Below are 19,325 nucleotides of genomic sequence, written 5' to 3' on the forward strand. Positions count from 1 at the left end.
CGAAGCGGCTTCGGCCGCGCAGCCGGGACGAGCACCTGCGAATCTTAGTGGGTTATCGCCGCGCGAGGGTGCAGCCGCTCGAGAGCTGGCGCGTCGATCCGGTCGAGCCGTCGTTCGACTGCGACGGGAATTCCTCGAACGGCGTGTTCTGCTTGCCGGTGTTGAATTCGAAGATCTTGCGGAACACACCCGGCACCATGGCCGAAACCGGATTGACGCGCATCACCGGCGCGGCCGGCGTGCCGACGACCTCGTAGGTCACGCCGATCAGGCCTTCCTTGTCGCCACCGCCCAGGAACAACCCGAGCACGGGAATCTGTCCGAACATGTTGTTCAAGCCGTACATCGGCACGAAGGTGCCGCTCATGCAGACCTGGTTGCCGGGATAGTCGATCGAGCCCTCGATGGTGGCGCCGATCATCGGGCCCTTGACGACGCCATCGCGGATCGTCAGCGCGCCGTTCTGGCGCGTGAACTCGGCGCGCAGCGCGCTGAAGGAGACGCCGTTCCCGGTGCCGTTGGGCGCGCCGGCGGCAACGCGTTCGAGCTGCGCCTCGCCCTTCACCGTGAAGTCGCGGACGTTGATGAGGCCCTCGCGCGTGGTGTTCGGCTCCGACGTCGGCGGCTCCATCGCCACCACCATCTGGCCGCCGATCGCCTTGGTGTAGGTGTCGGTGAAGCGCAGCAACGCGCCGGCATCGTTGGTCTGGAGGTAGATCACCTCGCGATTGCCCTGGGCGCGGCCGCCGCGCAAATCGGCTGCCACCGGCGTGTCGCGGCCGATCTTGCCGTTCAGCGTGAAGGCTTTGACGGTGCCGTTGCGCCGCGACATCTTGCCGTCGACGCTGCGCATCGCCTCGCCGTTGAAGCCCGCGACGGCACCGAGCTTCACGTCGATGTCGAAATCGACGTTCTTCATCTTGTTCTTGGCGTCGTCCTTGGAATTGCCCGAGATCGCCGACTTCAGGAAACCGCGGCCGTCGAACACATCCCCGCGCATCGTGCCCCGCACCACCCCGTCCTGGCCACGCTCCACCTTCAACGAGGCCTTGTCGCCGTCGGACGGAGCGTAGGTCGGGAAGTTCGCGTTCATGAGGTCGCCGTTCGGATCGACCTCGAGCGAGCCCTTGATCGAGGCGCCGCCGCCTTCGACGACGATGTCCTCCAGACGCGTTGATTGCGCCGTCGGCACCACCTTGAAGCTGGCCTTGGCCGACTTGCCCGGCAGCTTGACCCAGCCGGGCAGGATGTTGTCGAGCTTGACCGAGGTCAGGTCCGCCTCGACACCGAGCTTCGTCGTCTGGTCGGGACCTCCGGCGATCTTGCCCGACAGCTTGATCGGCAGCGATCCGCTCACGGCAGGGCTGAGGTCGAATCCGAGACGCGCGCGGCTCGCATCGTCGAGCGTGGCCTGCAATTTGACGTCAGCGTCGCCCTCGGTCGGCTTGCGGTAGTCCAGCGAGGCCGCCTGCCCGTTGATCTTGACGTCGCCCTTGACCTGATAGCCCTGGTTGTTGGCTGATATCTTGAGGTTGTTGGCCTCCAGCTTCTGGTTCATCACCAGCTTGTCGGCGGCAAAGCCGTTGAGGTCGGCGCTGACGGCGTAGCTGGTGTCGCCCTTGGTCAGCGCGCCCTTGACCGGCAAGCCGAGCTGGATGTTCGCCGAGAACGTTCCCTTGCTGGTGTTGGGATCGACGAACGTCGCCGACAGATCGCTGAGCCGATCATTGGAAAGGATTTCGGCGGCTGCCGCCACGGGGCCGTCGGCGCGGAACCTGGTCCGCGATGGCGACGGCTTGGGCGCCATATCCGGCACCTCGAAGACGAAGTCGGAGATCGTGACCTTGCGGCCCGCCGGCGTATCGGCAATGCCCTGCCCGATATTCACGGTCGCGGTGCGCCCGGTCACACGCGCCTTCAAATCGGCATCGTGCACCACCGGCATGCCATCCACGGGGCGGACCGCGACGCCACTCGCGACGATGTTGACCGACAGGCCATCGTCGGGAATGGGCGGGCCCTTGCGCGGGAGGTTCTTCGTCGGCGAATTGACGCCGATCTCGATGCGCTGGAGCGTGCCGCGCTCGATCCGCTCGATCACCCATTCGCGCAACTCGGGAACGACGAGCGTCGGCCACATCCGCTTGAGCGCGGAGGCCGACATCGGCGTTCCCGCAAAGCCCAGCGTCAACCGCGGCTCGCCCGAATAGTCGATGGCACCGGTGCCGGCGACGCCGATCTCGCCATTGCTGATATCGGCTTGCGTCAGCAGCATGCGCTTGTGGTCGGTATCGAAGCGGAAGCCGATCGCGATGCGGTTGAAGACCAGCGGGGGCTCGTTGTCGATGCCGCCCAGCAGGATCGAGCCGCCGCTGAAGCCAAGCTGCCAGTCGTTGATGGTGCCGTTGGGCGGCTCGAGATGGGCCAGAAGCGTCAGGCGGTTCGCGCCCGAGAGAATCTTGAACGGAGCGACCAATACCCGCCGGTTCGAATCCCACTCGACGTTGATCTCGGCCGAGTCGATCGCCATCGGATAGTCAGGCGTGTCGGTGTCGATGATATTGCCCGCGCCGACCGCGATCTTGCCGCGCAAGAAGGTCGGCACGCCGTCGCGGCCGAGCTCGCCCTTGAGCTCGCCGGTCAGCGGCAGGTCGGCGGTGTAGGTGAAGTCCTTCACCCGGAGCGCCAGCAGGATGTTGGCGGTGGAAAGCTTATCGGCGCGGATGTCGACCGAACGCACACCATTCTCGGCAGGGCCGATCGTGGCGCGCAGCGACCACGGGCGCGCGCCCTCCTCGCCTAGGCTGAGCGCGACGCCGCCATGGCTCGGCCGGCGCAGGCTGAGCGTGATGTTCTCAAAGCTCCATTTGCTGCCGCGCTGCTGATCGTCGACGATCAGATTGCCGTTCTTCAGACCGATCTCGTTGAGGTTCTGGCCGTCGAGGCCGGTCATACTCAGACTGTCGAGCCAGTCGAGGCCCTGAAGAATGCCGCTCGGGGCAGCGGCCTGGGGAGCGGCCTGCGATGCGTCGGGGCTTGCAGGTCCGGTGGCGAATGGCGGCGGCGGGACACCGTTGCGCGGGAATGTCGGCGGCAGGCCCGCTTCCTTCTTGGATGCGACGCCGGTTGCCAGCGGCTTGGCGGTGTCGCCGGCGGATACGGTGACGGTGCCGTCGGGCGCGATGCGGATCGCGAGCTCGGCATCGACGAGGTTGAGGCTTTCCGCGCGCAGGTGCCCCATCAGGAGACCTGCCCCCGACAGCTTCACCTCGGCCTTCGGCGCGGTGGCGACGATGGCGTGGTCGTGGTCGCGGACGACGATGTCGCGGATGCGCACGGCGATGCGGATCCGCCCGGCCCGCTCGATCTGGGTGCCGCCGACCTCCACGGTGTTGCCGTGGCCGATATTGTCCTCGATGGCAGCAGCGAGCCAGGGCGTCGCGATGTCGAGATTGATGGGACCCGCACCAAGCCGCCACCACAGCGCGCCGAAGCAGCCGACGAAAATAACGGCGAGGGCCCCGACCACGATGGCCAGCCGCTTCAGCCAGCGATCAGCCGCCAGCCAGCGGCGCATTGACGCAAAGCCGTCACCGAAACGATGGAAGCCTGAATTGGAACGCGACAACAGCCGGCGCGCCCGATAGCCCGCCGCTGCTTCCTGATCCGGATCCCAGTCGGCGTCGTCCCATTCCTGCGGCTGCTGTTGACCGCCGCGCCGATCGAAATCCCGATTGTAATCCTGGGGCGACGTATTCCTTGCCATTGCCTCTCGATACAGGCGCCCATCGTAGGATTGAGCACCGCCGGGACCGCAGCCGTCCGCGGGAAGCGAAGCTCCCCGCGCCGGCATTGCCGCCATACCTCGAATGTTCCTGCTGTTCGTCATTTCGCCCCGGGCGCGCGTTCAACGAGCAGTGGGGTGGTGCGTGGAATTCCTTGTAACCATACCCCGGCGTCGCCAGACTTGCCCAGACGAGGGCGATTCCGGCACACCGGACGAGAGCTGCAATACCGCTTTGGTTGACCCGCCGAAAGCGACGAAAGGAAGGCGTATGTCCAAGAAATCCCGAAAGAAATCGTCCAAAACGCCCTCCGGCATCGCAACGGCTAAAAAGAAGACCCCGACCAAGCGGGCAACGACTCAAACAAAGTCCGCGAAAACACAGCGGACGCAGGCGAGCAAATCAACCAGGACCGTAGCAAAAGCAGGATCACATAAGGCCGCATCGAAACAGTTAAATTCCTCCAAATCGGCCTCCGCGCCCGCGAAGGCGAAGCCGGCCCTGACCGAAGGCCAGAAGGCGCCCGCCTTCCGGCTGCCCCGCGACGGCGGCGATGTGGTCTCGCTCGCCGACTATGCCGGTCGGAAGCTCGTCCTGTTCTTCTACCCCCGCGCCGACACGCCCGGCTGCACCCGGGAGGCGATCGATTTCACGCGGCTGGCGGACGCTTTCAGCGCTGCCGGCACGGCCCTGCTCGGCATCTCCGCCGATCCGTTAAGGGCCCAGGAGAAGTTCCGCGACAAGCACAGCCTCGGCATGCCCCTCATCTCGGATGAGAAACACGAGATGCTGGAGGCGTACGGCGCCTGGGGCGAAAAATCCATGTATGGCAAGAGCTTCCTCGGAGTTCTTCGCACCACGATACTGCTTGGTGCCGACGGCAAGGTGGCCAGGGTCTGGCGCAATGTCCGCGTCGACGGCCACGCCGACGAGGTGCTGGAAGCGGCAAGAGGCCTTTAACCAATCCGTTAAATTCGAGTGGTTCCATTTCCGGAAAATTAACCATGACTGGCCCAGATTGCTGCGGCAATTAGGCCGTACGGACTCATCCGACCGGCGCGGGAGTGCCGATGTCGAAAAGTTCTGCCCAATATTCGCAGTACCCCCAACATCACGCGCACGACCACGGACGGCCCCTCCATCGCCGTCCTGCCGCCGCCGTGGCTGCAGCCGCGATCCCCCTTCCCTCGACCGACGACGCCTACACCATCGTGCACCACGGCAAGCAGGTCCGCCTCGGACCTGTGGTGTTCTGGATCGTGGTCGGCACCGTCGTGCTGCTCGGACTCTGGTCGGCCGCGACCGCGACCTATTTCGCCTTCCGCGACGACGTCCTGACCCGGCTGATCGCACGTCAGGCCGAGATGCAGTACGCCTACGAGGATCGCATCGCCGAGCTCCGTGCCAAGGTCGACCGCACCACCAGCCGGCAGCTGCTCGACCAGGAACAGTTCGACCAGAAGCTCGACCAGATCATGAAGCGCCAGACGGCGCTGGAGTCCCGCGCCACGGCGCTCGGGGCCATGCCCGACGTGACTGGATCAATCCCCCGCACGGCGCCGCAGCGCGGCGATTCGAGCCAGGGCGCGACGCAGGGCACGCCGAAGCCGTCGCCGATCAGCGACACCGTGATCTTCGTGGCACCGCCCGATCGCGAAGCGCGGCTTGAGTCGCGTGCGCCGACCGTCGCGGCACCGCCGACCAGCCAATTCGCCAAGAACCAGGGGTTCGACAACGTCCTGGTCCGGCTCACGACCTCGCTTGACCAGGTCGAGCGTCGCCAGATGGCGACGCTCAGCGCCGTCGAGGAAGGCATGGATTCACGCATGCGCCGGATGCGCGGTGTCGTCAGCGACCTCGGCCTCAATCTCGCCAGCCTCGAAGCCGCCGTGCCGCGCTCCGCGATGGGCGGTCCTTTCGTACCCGTCAAGCTGACGGCCAATGCCGGGCCGTTCGAGAAGCAGCTCAACCGCATCAATGTCACCCGCGCCGAGATGGATCGGCTCAATCGCACGCTGGCGCTGGTGCCCTACCGCAAGCCCGTCATCGGCGAGGTCGAATTCACCTCCGGTTTTGGCGTGCGCAGCGATCCGTTCCTGGGCCGGCCCGCGATGCATACCGGTCTCGATTTCCGTGCCGCGACCGGCGATCCCGCCCGCGTCACCGCCAACGGCAAGGTGGTCTCGGCCGGCTGGTCCGGCGGTTACGGCCGCATGGTCGAAGTCGATCACGGCAACGGGCTGTCGACCCGCTACGGCCATCTCTCCGAGATCAACGTCAAGGTCGGCGAGATCGTGAAGCTCGGCCAGGTCATCGGCCTCGTCGGCTCGACCGGCCGTTCCACCGGCCCGCACCTGCATTACGAAACCCGCATCGACGGCGAAGCGGTCGATCCGCAGAAGTTTTTGCGCGCCGGCGTGCGGCTCAGCGCGGGCTAGTAAGCCCGTGCCACGCGCTTTCAGCGTGGCCGCACCTACCGCCGGCCGCCGCCCATCCCGCCTCCGGGACCTCCGAAGCCGCCACCGCCCATTCCACCGCCGGGTCCCATGGGCCCGCCGCCGGGCGAACCAAATCCGCCGGGGCCTGACGGGCCGCTCGGGCCCGTCGGCGCGGAGCCGGGATTCGCACTTGGGCCAGGTCCTGGGCCAGGTCCAGGGCCAGATCCCGGCGCAGGTCCACCACCGGGCGCGCCGGGCTGGCCGCCGCTCGGAGTGGTGGCGCTGCGGTTCGGATGCAGGATCGAGCCGCCGGGCGACCGATTGGGATTGCCGCCACCGGATGGAGGGGCTCCCGGCCCCTGGCCTATGGCCTGAGCCGACTCCACCTGGAAGCCGCGCGAGCGATCGAACACGCCGTTGACCACCATGCGGGCTTCGCCGGCGGCCGGGCCGAAGCGCGAACCGTCACGAGCCACGAAGCCGGAGCCGAGCTGGAGGTTCGATCCCAAGCGCTGCACATAGGCCTCGATCGAGAGGCGGCTTGCGCCGACGAGATCCGAGAAGTCGTCGATGCGCGTGCGCGCGGCCTGCATCGTGCCCTGGCTCGAACGGCCCTCGATCTGGGCGCGCTGGCCAACCAGCAGCGGATCGACCCCACTCAGCCTCAGCCCGCCAATATGCAAGCCGTCAGGCCCGCGCTCGACGAGACCGGTGACACGCTCGGTCGCCTCGCGCCGCGGCTCGATCAGGCTTGCGACGATCACGCCGTCGGTCCGGCGCAGGCCGTAGACGGCCACCTGCGTGCCCGCACGAAGCTTGCTCTCCTTGTCGCTTGTGACGATCTTCTGGCCGAGCACCGTCAGCTCGTTGCCCTTCACGGCTTCGATCGGACCTGCGACCTCGCTCGCGATCGTGATGCTGCGCGTCACGAGCGTGCCGTTGGCCTGACGGGTCGCGACCACGCGCGCAAGCTGGCCGATGCGCAGAGCCTTGGGGCTCGCGGCCTCGCCGTCGATCCGGACCGGCACGTCGCTCGCATAAGTGACGCGCTCGCCGTTGACGTAGATGCTGCCAAACCGCTGGATCACGCCGACGATGCCGGTGCCGCCGATGCCGTGGTCGTCACCGCGCCTGATTCCGGTGCCGCCGATGCCCTGATCGGTGCCGCGCTTGACCTGCGCGTGGGCCATCGCCGTACCGGCGAGCCAAAATCCTGTCAGCAGCAGACGGCGGGAGATCAGCGGCGGCAGGCTCATGAAGAACCACCCTCCTTGCCGCTTTCCTTGCCGCCTTCCTTGGCCTCTGCCTCGCCATCTGCATCTTCGCTGTAGATGTAGATGCCAAAATTCCAGCGGGCGTCACCGCCCTTGTCCTTGCCGAGCGCGCGGTTGGCCTCGCGGTTGGCGGTCTTCAGCGCGTCCATCGCGAGCTCGCGCGAGCGTGCCTCGAGGCGCCGCGCCAGCTTGGGCGAAATGTTGTTGTAGTGCACCGCGCGCTCGAGGAAGCGCGGCGCCGCGCCTGACACGTTCTGCGCGGCGGCCGCGATATGGTCGTGCAGATTGCGGCCGAGATAGTGCCACTTGCTGTCGTCCTCGCCGCTCGGGACGAAGGCCGCCTCGACCAGCTCGATCTCGTCGGAATCGTTGATGGTGACGAGCTTGCGGTCGACCCATTCGTCGAGCACCGCGCGCGGCCGCACGTCCTTGGTGACCGAGGCGACCAGCTGCTCGAACGACGGCGCATCGCCCTCGGCCGTGCGCGGCAACGCCAGCGGCTCACCCTTCGTATCGGTGAATTCGGGCGCAGCAAGCCAGCGCGCGATCACGGCGCTCGTCAGCGACAACGCGGCCGGCGCCTCGTGCACCGGCGCGCCGGCACCGCGCAGCCGCGCCACCTCTTTGCGATGGATCCCGGTGAGCAGGCTGACACGGCTGTCGGTCTGCTCCTTCCCCTCCAGCGCAAAATCGTGCTCGGCGACGTTGACGAACAGTTCGCGAAGCAATTGCGCCAATGCCGGAAAAGTCATGCCGCTGCGAATGCAGAGCCGCACGAGCGGGCGCAGCAGCCGCGCCAGCGGCGCGTGCAGCTTCGCGGCAGTCGGCTGCGGAGCCGCTGCTTTGGACCCGGACTTGGCATTCATGTCCGAATTGTACCCGCGCCCCACGTGGGACACAATCCCACTTTTTTCTCCCTTCCGATTGACGTGGTAAATTTTCCCACGTACACGAGACGCCACTGAGGGCGCGACGTAAAGGGACTCACACCCATGGCTGACCGCTTGGTCCGCAATTCCAACTCACTGCGTGCTGTGCCGGCTCCTGACTGGGGGCACGGCGCAATCGAGCCTATGCTGCCGGCGCTGTTGCGCGGCGTGATCTTCATCTCGGTGCTGGCCGCACCGTTCGTCGCGGCCCTTCTCGCAGGCTGACACCATCATGCATCACACCAGCGAAACTCCGCACCGTCCGTCGGTGCTGCACATCTTCAAGATCTATTATCCTGACCTGTTCGGCGGCACGCTGACCGTGATCCGCGACATCTGCGCCAGCCTGAAGGACAGCTTCGCCTCCGCCGTGCTGGTCTGCTCGCAATCGGCCGAACGGCGCGAGATCGTCGTCAACGACGTGCCGGTCGAGCGCGTCCGCTCCTTCGGCAATGTCCTGTCGCTTCCCGCCGCTCCTACCTATCCCTGGCGGCTCTGGCGCAAGATCGCCGAGCACGATTTGCTCGCGCTCCATGCCCCCTTCCCGCTCGCCGACCTCGTTTTCGCCTTCGGCTTCGGTGCCAATCGGCCGCTGGTGGTGCACTGGCATGCCGACATCGTCACCCATGCCGGCCTGCGCTGGTTCATCGAACCGTTGATGCGGCGGACACTGCGCCGGGCGAAAGCGATCATCGTCTCGGACCACGCGCTGATCGAGAACACGCCGTTGCTGCGGGAATTCGTCGACAAATGCCACGTCGTGCCGTTCGGCATCGACACCGCGGGTTACGACTGGTCGAAGATCGAGCCGCACCACGTGAACGATCGCGGCCGGCTCGTGCTCGCCTGCGGCCGGCTCGTGCCCTACAAGGGCTTTGACGTCCTGATCCGCGCGGCGGTCAACCGCAAGTTCGAGGTCTGGATCATCGGCGAAGGCACTGAGCGCCCGCGGCTCGAGCAGCTGATCCGCGAGCTCGGCCTCGGTGACCGCGTCCGCCTGCTTGGTTCGGTGAACGACAGCGAGCGCATCAAGCTGATGTGCCTGGCCGACGTCTTCGTCATGCCGTCGGTGACCAATGCCGAGACCTTTGGCCTGGTCCAGCTCGAGGCCATGGCCGCCGGCCGCCCTGTCGTGAACACGGCGCTCGACACCGCGGTGCCGCGCGTCGCCCGCCACGGCATGGAGGCGATCACGGTGCCGCCGGGCGATGCCGAAAAGCTCGGCGATGCCATCGACACGCTAATCAGCGATCCCGAGCGCCGCCGCCGCATGGGACTGTCAGCCCGGACGCGCGCCCTGACCCGCTATTCCACCCCAGCCTTCAGGGAAGGCATGCAGGCCGTCTACCGCGAGGCCGTCACCGCGTCGTGCACGGAACCCGCAACCGCCGCCGAGCCGCCGCAGGCGACCGGCTGGCTGGACACCGTCCGGATCGCGGCCGCACTGGCCTGGTCGGACATGCGCCACCGCTACGTGCGTTCGCTGCTCGGCCCGTTCTGGATGTCGCTTCAGATGGCGATCGTGGTCGCAGTATTGGGCTCGGTGATCGGCCAGATGTCGAACGCCGACATGCTGGCGCGCCTGCCGATGCTGGCGCTGTCGATGACGGCCTGGACCTTCCTCAACAGCGTCGTGCTCGATGCGACCACGGCACTTCAGAATTCCGCGAGCCTGATCCGCGACCGCGCGCTGCCGCCGGTGATCTTCCTGCTGCAATGCACCTTCCGCCAGGCGCTGTTCGCGCTGCATAACGCCTGCGTGCCGCTGGTGCTGTGGCTGATCCTCTCGCCTCACGACCTCTCTCACGCGCTGGCGGCGCTGCCCGGCCTGCTGCTGTTCATAGCCTGTACCTTCGCCTTGAGCCTCGTCCTCGGCGCGACGGCAACGCGCTATCGCGACCTCAAGCCGATCATCGAATCCACGCTGATGCTCGCCTTCCTCGCCTCGCCCGTGATCTGGTCCGCCGAGATGATCAATCACCGCTCGACGGTGATGCGGCTCAATCCGCTGACGCATCTGTTCGCGGTGTGGCGCGAGCCACTTGCAGGCGGCCATATCGATCCCGCCAGCATCGTCTACGTCCTCATCACGCTGGCGCTGCTGATCTTTGCGAGCGTGCTGACGCTGGTCCACCTGCGCAAAGCCGCATTCTGGATTTGACGCATGGTCTCGATCAGCCTGCACGACGTCTGTCTCGACTATCCACTCTACGGCGCCTACGACTTCTCGCTGAAGCGGCGACTGCTCGGCCACCTCATCCGCGAACCGGGCGAGATGCGGATCATCCGCGCCGTCGACAACGTCTCGATCGAGGCCGAAGCCGGCGCCCGTATCGGGCTTGCCGGGCCCAACGGCTCCGGCAAGTCGACGCTGCTGCGCCTGATCGCCGGTGTCTATCCGCCGAGCAGTGGCCGCGTCACGGTCCGGGGCAACGTCGTGCCCCTGCTCGGCCTGAACGCCGGGGTCAATCTGGACTTCGTGGCGGAGGACAACATCGCACTGCTGCTGCGGATCAGCGGTCGCAAGCCCACACGCAGCGTGATCGACGAGATCTGGGCCTTCACCGAGCTCGAAGCGCGCATGCAGCGCCTGCCCCTGCGGATGTTCTCCTCGGGCATGCTGATGCGGGTGTTGTTCGCGACCGCCACCGCTTTCCCGGCCGACATCCTGCTGCTCGACGAATGGCTCAGCGTCGTCGACGAGCATTTTGCGGAGAAGGCCGAGAGGCGGCTGCAAAACCTGGTCTCGCAGGCAGCGATCGTGATCATCGCCTCGCACGACCTGCCGCTGCTGCGCCGCACCTGCTCCAGCATCGTCAACCTCGATCACGGCCGCATCGCCTCGACCATCGCGGTCGAGCCGCCCGTCACGCACACCTTTGAGCTCCGAGAGAAACGCGCATGAAACAGAACATCCTGGTCGTGTCCGAGTCGCTCGGACAACCCAATCACAAGCGCGGCATCTTCCACTTCACCCGGGAATTGGTACGGTCGCTCGCGTCGGAAGGTCACGAACTCACGTTGCTGGTGGAAACCTCAAAGCGTTACCGCAAGCTATGTCGGCGCGAGCGACGCACGAAGCTGTTTCCGGCGCAGTCACGCAACATCGAGCTGCTCGCTCTTTATCGCTTCCTCGACGAGGTCAACGTGAGCGGGCCGGTGATGCTCAGCGGCGCGCGTCGCAGGTTCGACTGGCTCCGCCACAAGGCCACCATGCTGCTGTCGCGGGACAATATCCTCTGCCTCCTGCGCGCGATCGGCCTGCTTGGCCTGCAAGCCCGGCTGATCGAGAACCGGACCGCCGCGCTCGAATACATTCCGCCGGATATGCGCCATCTCGAACTGTTCGGCGAATTCCAGCTCGAGCCCGGATTCTTCAACTATCAGGACTCCTCGGCCTTCTTCCTGCTGCCACCGCCGCGGATCGACGCGCGTGACTATGATCTCATCGTTGTGGACACCCCGACGCGGGTCGCGATCAGGCGCAAGCCGAACGCCAAGGTGATCTGCGTCGTCCACGATTTACTGCCGCTCACCGACCTCAAACTCAGCGACATCGCCACGCGCCAGTTCCTGGCGCGGATCGGCACCAGCCTGCGCCAGGCTGACGAGCTCGCCTTCGTTTCAAACTATAGCATGATGCGGTTCAGGGAACTGTTGCCGCAATTTGCGCACCTGCCGGCGCGGGTCGTGTATCCCCGCACCCGGTTCGACGCCCCGGATGTCCTCCACCTCCCAGCCCTGTCGGGGCGTCCGGGGCGGCCGAACTTCGTCATCATCGTGTCGAACGAGCCGCGCAAGAACGTCGCCACCGTCATTCGCGCCTTCCGCAACGTCCCTCAGGCCGATCTCGTGGTGATCGGTCATGCGGGCCAGATCAGCCGGATGCGCAACCTGCCGCCAAATGTCCGCTTCGCCGGCTATGTCGACGAGCATGAAAAGGCCGCCATGATCTCGGAGGCGCACGGGCTGATCATGCCGAGCCTGGCCGAAGGCTTCGGCATACCGATCATCGAGGCGCTGGCCGCGAACACGCCGGTGCTGTGCTCCGATATCGCGGTGTTCCGTGAGGTCGCAGGCGAGCTCGCCGACTATTTCGATCCGTTCTCGACCGATGCGATCGCAGCTTCAATCACCCGCGTGCTGATGCGGCAGGAGGAATGCCGCGGCCGTATCCGCGCGAGGCGACACGAGCTCGCCGAGCGCTTCGGCTACGAGACCCAGGCGCGCGACTTCCTCGGGCATGAGAGGCCCAGGGAAAGCCTGGCCGCCGCGCAATAAGCGTCGTTGCACATGACTGCTGAAACCGCGGTATCGTCCGGCCCGGCCGGTCGAAAAGCCTTGCACGCCCGATGGCAAGCCATGGGCAAATCGCCCACTCTGATCGGGGCCGCCGATGTGCTCGCCGTGCTGATCGCGGCGTCGCTGCCCTGGTCGACCACAGCGCCTTCGATCTTCGTCGGGCTCTGGCTGCTTGTGGTGACGCCGACCATCGACTGGCGCGACTATGGACGCCAGCTCGCACGGCCTGCGTTCGCCCTGCCCCTTGCCTTCCTGCTGCTCGCGCTTCTCGGCACGCTCTGGTCGGACGGCGCGTGGGCCGACCGGTTGCATGCGATCAAGCCGGTCGCAAAGCTCGTGCTCATTCCAGCACTGCTCTATCACTTCAGCCGATCCGAACGCGGTTTCTGGGTTTTCCTTGGCTTTCTCGCATCCTGCGCGCTGCTTGCAGTCTACTCCTGGATCGTGCTGCACGATCCCGCCTGGAAACTCACCGCGACCGCGTCGGCCGGCGTTCCCGTCAAGAACTACATCGACCAGAGCCAGGAATTCACGCTGTGCGCCTTTGCGCTCGCGCTGCCGGCGTTGACCTTCTGGCGTGGCGGAAGCGTGGTCGCGACAGCCATCTGTCTGGCATTGATCCTGCTGTTCGTCACCAACATGGTGTTCGTCGCCTTCGCGCGCACGGCGCTGCTGTGCATCGCGGTGCTGCTTGGACTGCTCGCCTGGAGGCATTTGAGCCGGCGCGCGGCGCTGGTCCTGCTCGCGGGCACAATAACCGCGAGCGCGCTGGCCTGGACGACCTCGCCCTATCTGCGCCACCGCATTGCAGACATCGCCGTCGAATACCGCCACGGCCATGAGGACATCAGCCGAGCCTCGACCGCCCAACGCCTGACCTATTGGCGCAAGGCGCTTCACGCCTTTGCCGAGGCGCCCCTGACCGGTCACGGCACCGGGTCGATCAAGCGCCAGTTCGAGCACGCCGCCACCGGTGGAAGCCGCCTCGATGCGGAGATCGTCAGCAATCCCCACAACCAGACCCTCAATGTCGCGATGCAATGGGGCGTACTCGGCGTCGTCCTGCTCTACGCCATGTGGATCGCCCACCTTCGCCTGTTCCTGGACGAAGGCCTTGCGGCCTGGATCGGGCCCGTCGCCGTCGTACAGAACATCGCGAGCTCGCTTCTGAACTCGCATTTGTTCGACTTCCACGCGGGGTGGATGTATGTGCTCGGCGTCGGCGTCGCCGGCGGCATGGTGCTGAAAGCGAAAGCCGGACCGCATTTGCATTATGAGACCCGCATCGAGGGTGAAGCGGTCGATTCGCAGAAATTTCTGCGCGCCGGCGTGCGGCTCAGCGCCGACTAGGCCTTTTACTCCGCCGCCACGCAAGCCGCCTGGGGGGGAGCCAGCGCAAAGACGCCGAAATCGGGCACCACCATTTCGAGTTCGCGGCGATAGCTTTCGTAGCTGAGCGCTCCCGGCCGAATGAAGCCGAGTTGAAGCGTGTGATCGACCACACGCCTGAGAACGATCGGAGCGCTCGCCGGCGTAAACTGGGCGCCACCGGGATTGGACAGCGTCGTGATCAGACCGCGTGCGGGCTCGTTTCTCTTATCGGGACGTGACACCATGATCAGACGTATCGCTCCCTTTTCGAGGGTGACGAAGTTCAGGAACGGGCGTCCATCCGGGATGTAGACACGGCCCCTCTGCGTGTGCCCGGCATCAACACGTTCGCGTTCCTCGAACATGAGACAGGACTCGGTTTCGTCCCAATGAATGCCGATGATGTAGGCACTGATGATCTCGGGGTTGGAGAACGCGGGCCTGAAGCAGACGTAGTCCCCCTCGAAGGCCTCCACTCCCGCGCGATCGCGGTAGCCAAGATCATCGGCGACGTCGAACCTAGACGTCGCTGGCGGAGGTTCGAGTCCGCCGGCAATCGACGGCGCATCATGCAATGGAAACTCCTTGTGCGGACTGGTGGCTATCCGCTCAGCAGTGACGTTGCGTATGCGCTCGGACTCATTGAAGACCGCGAGGACCATGCCGCCGACGATGAAGCCGGTTAAGCCAGTGCTTAACGCCACCAGTTGGATCGCATCCTGCGGATGTACATAGAACAGAGCCAGTACTTGCTGGCCGATCATATGCGCGACCAGCCACCCCGCACAGGTCAGCGCGGCGCCGTTCGCGAGAGCCCCGAGGGCCGCCACGCGGTACCAGCTCATCCGCGAACATCCCATGTAGGAACAAATGAGCCCGAGGGAAATCGTACAGATGAAAGGCGTGATGACGCCGTATAGCCGCTCGATGAACTGCCTAAGAACGTCCTGATATCCTCCTCCCTGCATCAGGGCGGACACTAGTGGAATGCCGATCCGGAGCCCAATCGACAGCCCCACGACGACGAGACCGGCGACAACCAACTCGGCGATAGGCGGATATCCGGGTGTGTTGCCTTCCTTGCGTCCGATGAAGCGTTGCGCCACGACGATCGCGCCCAGGACTGCGAAGCCGATCGAAGCGCCGAACGTGACCGCAATCGTCAGCACCTTGCCGACGTCGATCGGAAGTGTTCCCGGCATGAACACCATCATGCCAATGCTCCAGGCCGTCACGAGGAAGATCGTCGTCGCCCATTGATCCAGCCCAAAGGTCGGCCCCGGACTGTAGGCGAAGCCCATCCTCGCTAGCCGCTGCAATCGGCCGCTATGGGTCCGTTCGCAAAACAGGACATAGCGAGACACGAGGCCGCAAGTGAGGTTGGTAACCTCAGCAATGTTGCGGTTCAAAGCGTCCTTCAATTCCGGGGTTGGAAGCGACGACGTGAAAAAGGCAAGACCGGCGTGCATCATCTCTTCGTAACGGGCATCCGCACGAGCCGCCACCGCGTCGCCCAATTGCATGATCATGGCGTAGGCGGATCGGCCATAGCCATTTCCGGTGAAGTCGAGTGCCGCGGCATTCTGCCGGGGTCCGACGAACAGGTTGTAAAGGCCGATGGCTCTTGTGAAGCGGTCGGGAAGAGTACCGTCCCTGCTGAAACTCAACGCTTGCGGACCGATATTCTCCGAAACGATTTTGGTCACCTTGCTTCGAAGGTCGTCGCGCGGGACGAAACCCGTGGTTTGCGCGAGTTCAAATGCGAGTCGGTCGGCTTCACGCGGAATGGCGGCCAATCTGACACAAAATGCGCGCGCGGCCCGGTCGATCCGTGCCACCTGCCGGAATTGCGAAGCGACGACGATGATGAGCACGGCCACGATCGGAGCATATTGAGCCAGTTGCGCCTGCGCCTTTGGATCTACCGCCTTCACCTGGCCGACGATGAAGTCGAACCCGATGCTGCCCTGGACGAGTCCGATCATGACGACCAGCCAGAGCGGTATCATCAGGGCGTAGTAGAATATCACCCCCCAGAAGAACAGCGCGAAGGTCGTACCGGACCGATTGGTGGGCGGAGAGTTGAAGCGAGCCCAGGCCACGACAAAGAGTGCCAAGATCGCAATAATCCATTGGCTCTTCGTAACGATCGCTTCAATGATGTCCATGTTACGCGCTCCCACATAGCAGGCGACGCTTGCATGATTGGCTCTGCCCTCGCCGAGGCAGGGCACAATTCAGATCAGGGACATCGTGGAGACGCAGCGCGCGTCGACCCAGGTGCCCGAACAAAAGGAACAATAGGGAAGACTACGCTGGCCGACCCGGCTACAATGTGAAGTAGAACACACCCGGGAGGACATTTCTTTGGCGGAGTTGGGCACCGCGACCGCTGTCCGTCACATACAACCGAACTACGGACTCCGCTCGTGGCCGACCTCGCCGGTGATGACGTCGCCGAACAGCTCCCAGGCCTGTCCGTTGAAGCGCATCAGCTGCATCTGCTCGATCGGAAAGTAGTCGTCGGCGGAGGTGTTCACCATGATCCCGGGCAGCATCAGGTCGGTGTGAAAGTTCTTCAGGCTGGTGGCCTGCTTCATCACGTTGTCACGCGTGAGGTTGTCGCCGCACTGTTTCAACACCTGCGCCATCGCCTCGGCCTGCACATAGCCGTAGATGTTGTTGCTGTTGGCCTTGTCGCCATCGGGATAATATTTGTCCATGAATTCGCGCCACTTCACCACCGCCGGGTCCTTGTCCCAGGTTGGGTCGGTCGGATCCTTCAGATAGACGGTCGAGATGATATCCTTGGAATAGTCGAGCCCGGCGGGCTTGAGCACTGAAGCGACCGAGGTCGCGGTATTGGCGAGGAAGAACTTTGGTTTCCAGCCGAGCTCTCCGACCTTGCGGATCGCTTGCGCCGATCCCTTCGGGGCGGCCCATGAGAAGAAGATGTCGGCGCCCGAGTCGTGCAGCGCCACGATCTGCGAGTCGATCGAGGGATCGCTGACCTCATAGGACTTGTCGGCGATGATCATGCCCGCCTTGTCGCCGAGCCCGTCCTTCAGGCCCTTGAACTGGTCCTTGCCGGCGTCGTCGTTCTGCCAGAACACCGCGATCTTGCTGTTGGGGAAATGATCGCGGATGTATTTTGCGTAGATCCGCCCCTCGCTCTGGTAATTCGGCTGGAAACCCATGGTCCACGGGAAATTCTTGGGGTCGCCGAACTTGGTGCCGCCGGAAGCGACGAACAGCTGCGGCACCTTCTTGGCGTTCATGTATTTCATGATCGCGGAGTTCGAGGGCGTGCCGAGCGGCTGGAAGATCAGCAGCACCTCGTCGCTTTCGACCAGCTTGCGCGCCTGCTCGATCGCCTTCGGCGGCGAATAGGCGTCGTCATAGCTGATGAAGTTGATCTTGCGGCCGTTGATTCCGCCCTGGTCGTTGATCATCCTGAAATAGGCGGCCTCGGTTTTGCCGATCACGCCATAGGACGACGCCGGCCCGCTATAGGGCATGATGTTGCCGATCTTGACTTCGGTGTCGGTGGCGCCGAGATCGTATTTCTTCTGCGCCAAGGCCGGTGCCGTGACGAGCACGCCGGCAGCAAGAATGGCGAGGGCAGCAAGGCTTTCGCGACGACCCGGCATCGTTCTCTCCCCTATGTTTTGTAGTCTTGTTTTGCGGAGAGTGTCGCAAGGCCGTTCGCCGCTGGCAAGCGCCGCGATTTTCCGTGGCGTGAAACGCCGGATCGAGAACTTACGGCACGCGCCGCAGCAGCCTTTCAGCGCGCCCGTCGATCACGAGCAATGCGCTGCCGATGACGATGGCGCCTACGATCTCGCGCGCGGAGATCGGCTCACCCAGCACCAGCCATCCCAGCAGGATGGCGGTGACGGGAATGAGCAACGTCACCAGCATCACATTGGTCGCGCCTGAACGTCGCAGGATCTGAAAGAAGACGATGTAGGCGAGCGCCGTCGAGAGGGCGGCAAGGCCAAGCACCGCGAGCCAGGTCGTCAGGCCCGGCATCGAAAGGTGCCACGGCTGCTCCATGGCGCCGGCAACGATCGCCATCATCACCGTCGATGCCATCAGCTGAAACGTCGCCGTTCCCAGCGGAGGCGTGTCCTTCAGCAACCGCCGCGCGGCCAGCGCCGCAAAGCCATAGCTGAACGCGCCGCCCAGGCAGAGCAGGATGCCGAGCCCCTGACCCGGCCGCGTCTCGATGCCCCATCCCCGCAGGATGATCACGCCGGCGAGGCCGAGCGCCACGCCGGCCACCCGACGCATCTGCAGGGCCTCTTCGCCGGCCGCCGCCATCACCATCACCGTGAAGAGCGGCGTGGTCGCGTTCAGGATCGAGGCCAGTCCGCTCGGAATGAAGGTCTGGCCGAGCACGATCAGCGAGAACGGGATGACGTTGTTGAGCAGCCCGATGGCGACGAACGGCTTCCAGCCCGTCACTCCCTTGGGAAGCCCGATGCCCTGCATCCGGAGCAATGGCAGCAGAATGGCCGCGCCGAGCGCAACGCGCAAAAACACCAGTGTCAGCGGCGGCAATTCCCGCAAGGCCGCGCCGTTGAAGAAGAACGAGCCGCCCCAGAGGATCGAGAGCACCGCAAGCAGCGACCAGTCTCGCGCGTCGATCCGGTTGTCGTTTGGGGGCATGCGCTTCACCTCGGCAGCCGACCTAGTCCAGGTCGCCAGATAGCGCCACCCGATTTCCGATGAGACGGAGACCGGGAAGGCGCGGCTCGCCTCAGCCGGCGCGCAGCTTGTGGATCAGCGCATTTTCCGGAACAGGTTCGAAACTCCAGTCGTCGGCGATGCACTCAAACGTCTCATCGCGAAGATAGAACAGGAAGTGACGCGACGACGTCGAAGCTCCACCCGCAATCTTCCAATCGATCGGCTCCATCAGATGGGGATCGGGACCTGAGATTTCGTAGAACTCCCCCCAATCTGGTGCCAGCTTGCTGTATCGGCATTGCCCACGAAACCATCCCTCATCGTTGGTTGCCCCAAGACGATATCGGACACAATTCTCGAAACGAAGGAGGCCCTCATCCTCCTCCGAAAAGGCCTTGAAAAGAAAAGGGTTCAGCAAAAAGCGCAGAAGGACGTCATGGTTTGATAGGCCCACTCGCGGGTACGGCGCATTGGGCTCGGCATTCCACCCCTCGTTCAGCTTCCGAAATGACAACTGCCCCGACATGTCGGCCT

General features: G+C 64.7%; 14 protein-coding genes. 7 read left to right on the forward strand and 7 right to left on the reverse strand.

The window, feature by feature from the left end; translation table 11 throughout:
* Nucleotides 1-52: 52 nt before the first annotated feature.
* On the reverse strand, nt 53-3,853 hold the full coding sequence (locus ABIA90_RS39745; RefSeq protein ID WP_354121691.1) for a YhdP family protein: 3,801 nt from the start codon (nt 3,851-3,853) through the stop codon (nt 53-55).
* Nucleotides 3,854-4,055: 202 nt separating this feature from the next.
* Between ABIA90_RS39745 and ABIA90_RS39750 the strand changes: the two genes are divergently transcribed.
* Both ABIA90_RS39750 and ABIA90_RS39755 read left to right on the forward strand, forming a co-directional pair.
* Nucleotides 4,056-4,745 carry a peroxiredoxin gene (locus ABIA90_RS39750; RefSeq protein ID WP_247310769.1) on the forward strand — a complete coding sequence of 230 codons (690 nt, stop codon included), beginning with the start codon at nt 4,056-4,058 and terminating at the stop codon, nt 4,743-4,745.
* A 110-nt stretch (nt 4,746-4,855) separates the two neighbouring features.
* Nucleotides 4,856-6,223: a M23 family metallopeptidase gene (locus ABIA90_RS39755; RefSeq protein ID WP_201266171.1), complete on the forward strand. Its 1,368-nt coding sequence runs from the start codon at nt 4,856-4,858 to the stop codon at nt 6,221-6,223.
* Nucleotides 6,224-6,258: 35 nt separating this feature from the next.
* On the opposite strand, the gene ABIA90_RS39760 is transcribed toward ABIA90_RS39755, so the two are convergent.
* Together ABIA90_RS39760 and ABIA90_RS39765 are read right to left on the reverse strand one after the other, a co-directional pair.
* Nucleotides 6,259-7,479 (reverse strand): DUF5666 domain-containing protein, encoded by a 1,221-nt coding sequence (locus ABIA90_RS39760; protein WP_354121623.1) that lies wholly within the window; start codon nt 7,477-7,479, stop codon nt 6,259-6,261.
* On the reverse strand, nt 7,476-8,363 hold the full coding sequence (locus tag ABIA90_RS39765; RefSeq protein ID WP_354121622.1) for a DUF6502 family protein: 888 nt from the start codon (nt 8,361-8,363) through the stop codon (nt 7,476-7,478). The genes ABIA90_RS39760 and ABIA90_RS39765 overlap by 4 nt, the downstream gene beginning before the upstream one ends.
* Before the next feature lie 126 nt (nt 8,364-8,489).
* On the opposite strand from ABIA90_RS39765, the gene ABIA90_RS39770 reads away from it, so the two are divergent.
* The 5 genes from ABIA90_RS39770 to ABIA90_RS39790 are packed head-to-tail and all read left to right on the forward strand — an operon-like array spanning nt 8,490 to nt 14,078.
* Entirely contained in the window at nt 8,490-8,651 is a 162-nt protein-coding gene (locus ABIA90_RS39770; protein WP_014495568.1) for a hypothetical protein, read from the forward strand.
* 7 nt (nt 8,652-8,658) lie between these two features.
* Nucleotides 8,659-10,587, forward strand: coding sequence for a glycosyltransferase (locus ABIA90_RS39775; protein WP_354121621.1), 1,929 nt, complete (start codon nt 8,659-8,661; stop codon nt 10,585-10,587).
* A 3-nt stretch (nt 10,588-10,590) separates the two neighbouring features.
* Nucleotides 10,591-11,331, forward strand: coding sequence for an ABC transporter ATP-binding protein (locus tag ABIA90_RS39780; RefSeq protein WP_354121620.1), 741 nt, complete (start codon nt 10,591-10,593; stop codon nt 11,329-11,331).
* On the forward strand, nt 11,328-12,707 hold the full coding sequence (locus ABIA90_RS39785; protein WP_354121619.1) for a glycosyltransferase family 4 protein: 1,380 nt from the start codon (nt 11,328-11,330) through the stop codon (nt 12,705-12,707). Before ABIA90_RS39780 ends, ABIA90_RS39785 begins: the two co-directional genes overlap by 4 nt.
* Before the next feature lie 12 nt (nt 12,708-12,719).
* Nucleotides 12,720-14,078: an O-antigen ligase family protein gene (locus ABIA90_RS39790; protein WP_354121618.1), complete on the forward strand. Its 1,359-nt coding sequence runs from the start codon at nt 12,720-12,722 to the stop codon at nt 14,076-14,078.
* A 5-nt stretch (nt 14,079-14,083) separates the two neighbouring features.
* On the opposite strand, the gene ABIA90_RS39795 is transcribed toward ABIA90_RS39790, so the two are convergent.
* The 4 genes from ABIA90_RS39795 to ABIA90_RS39810 all read right to left on the reverse strand — a co-directional run bounded on the left by ABIA90_RS39795 (nt 14,084) and on the right by ABIA90_RS39810 (nt 19,317).
* Nucleotides 14,084-16,267, reverse strand: a complete 2,184-nt coding sequence (locus ABIA90_RS39795) for a hypothetical protein (RefSeq protein ID WP_354121617.1) — start codon at nt 16,265-16,267, stop codon at nt 14,084-14,086.
* 246 nt (nt 16,268-16,513) lie between these two features.
* Nucleotides 16,514-17,749 carry an ABC transporter substrate-binding protein gene (locus ABIA90_RS39800; RefSeq protein ID WP_354121616.1) on the reverse strand — a complete coding sequence of 412 codons (1,236 nt, stop codon included), beginning with the start codon at nt 17,747-17,749 and terminating at the stop codon, nt 16,514-16,516.
* 109 nt (nt 17,750-17,858) lie between these two features.
* Nucleotides 17,859-18,770, reverse strand: coding sequence for a DMT family transporter (locus ABIA90_RS39805; protein WP_354121615.1), 912 nt, complete (start codon nt 18,768-18,770; stop codon nt 17,859-17,861).
* 91 nt (nt 18,771-18,861) lie between these two features.
* Entirely contained in the window at nt 18,862-19,317 is a 456-nt protein-coding gene (locus ABIA90_RS39810) for a hypothetical protein (RefSeq protein WP_354121614.1), read from the reverse strand.
* Nucleotides 19,318-19,325 lie beyond the last annotated feature (8 nt).

The sequence above is a fragment of the Bradyrhizobium sp. LA6.8 genome (assembly GCF_040547935.1).
GTDB classification, from domain to species: domain Bacteria; phylum Pseudomonadota; class Alphaproteobacteria; order Rhizobiales; family Xanthobacteraceae; genus Bradyrhizobium; species Bradyrhizobium barranii.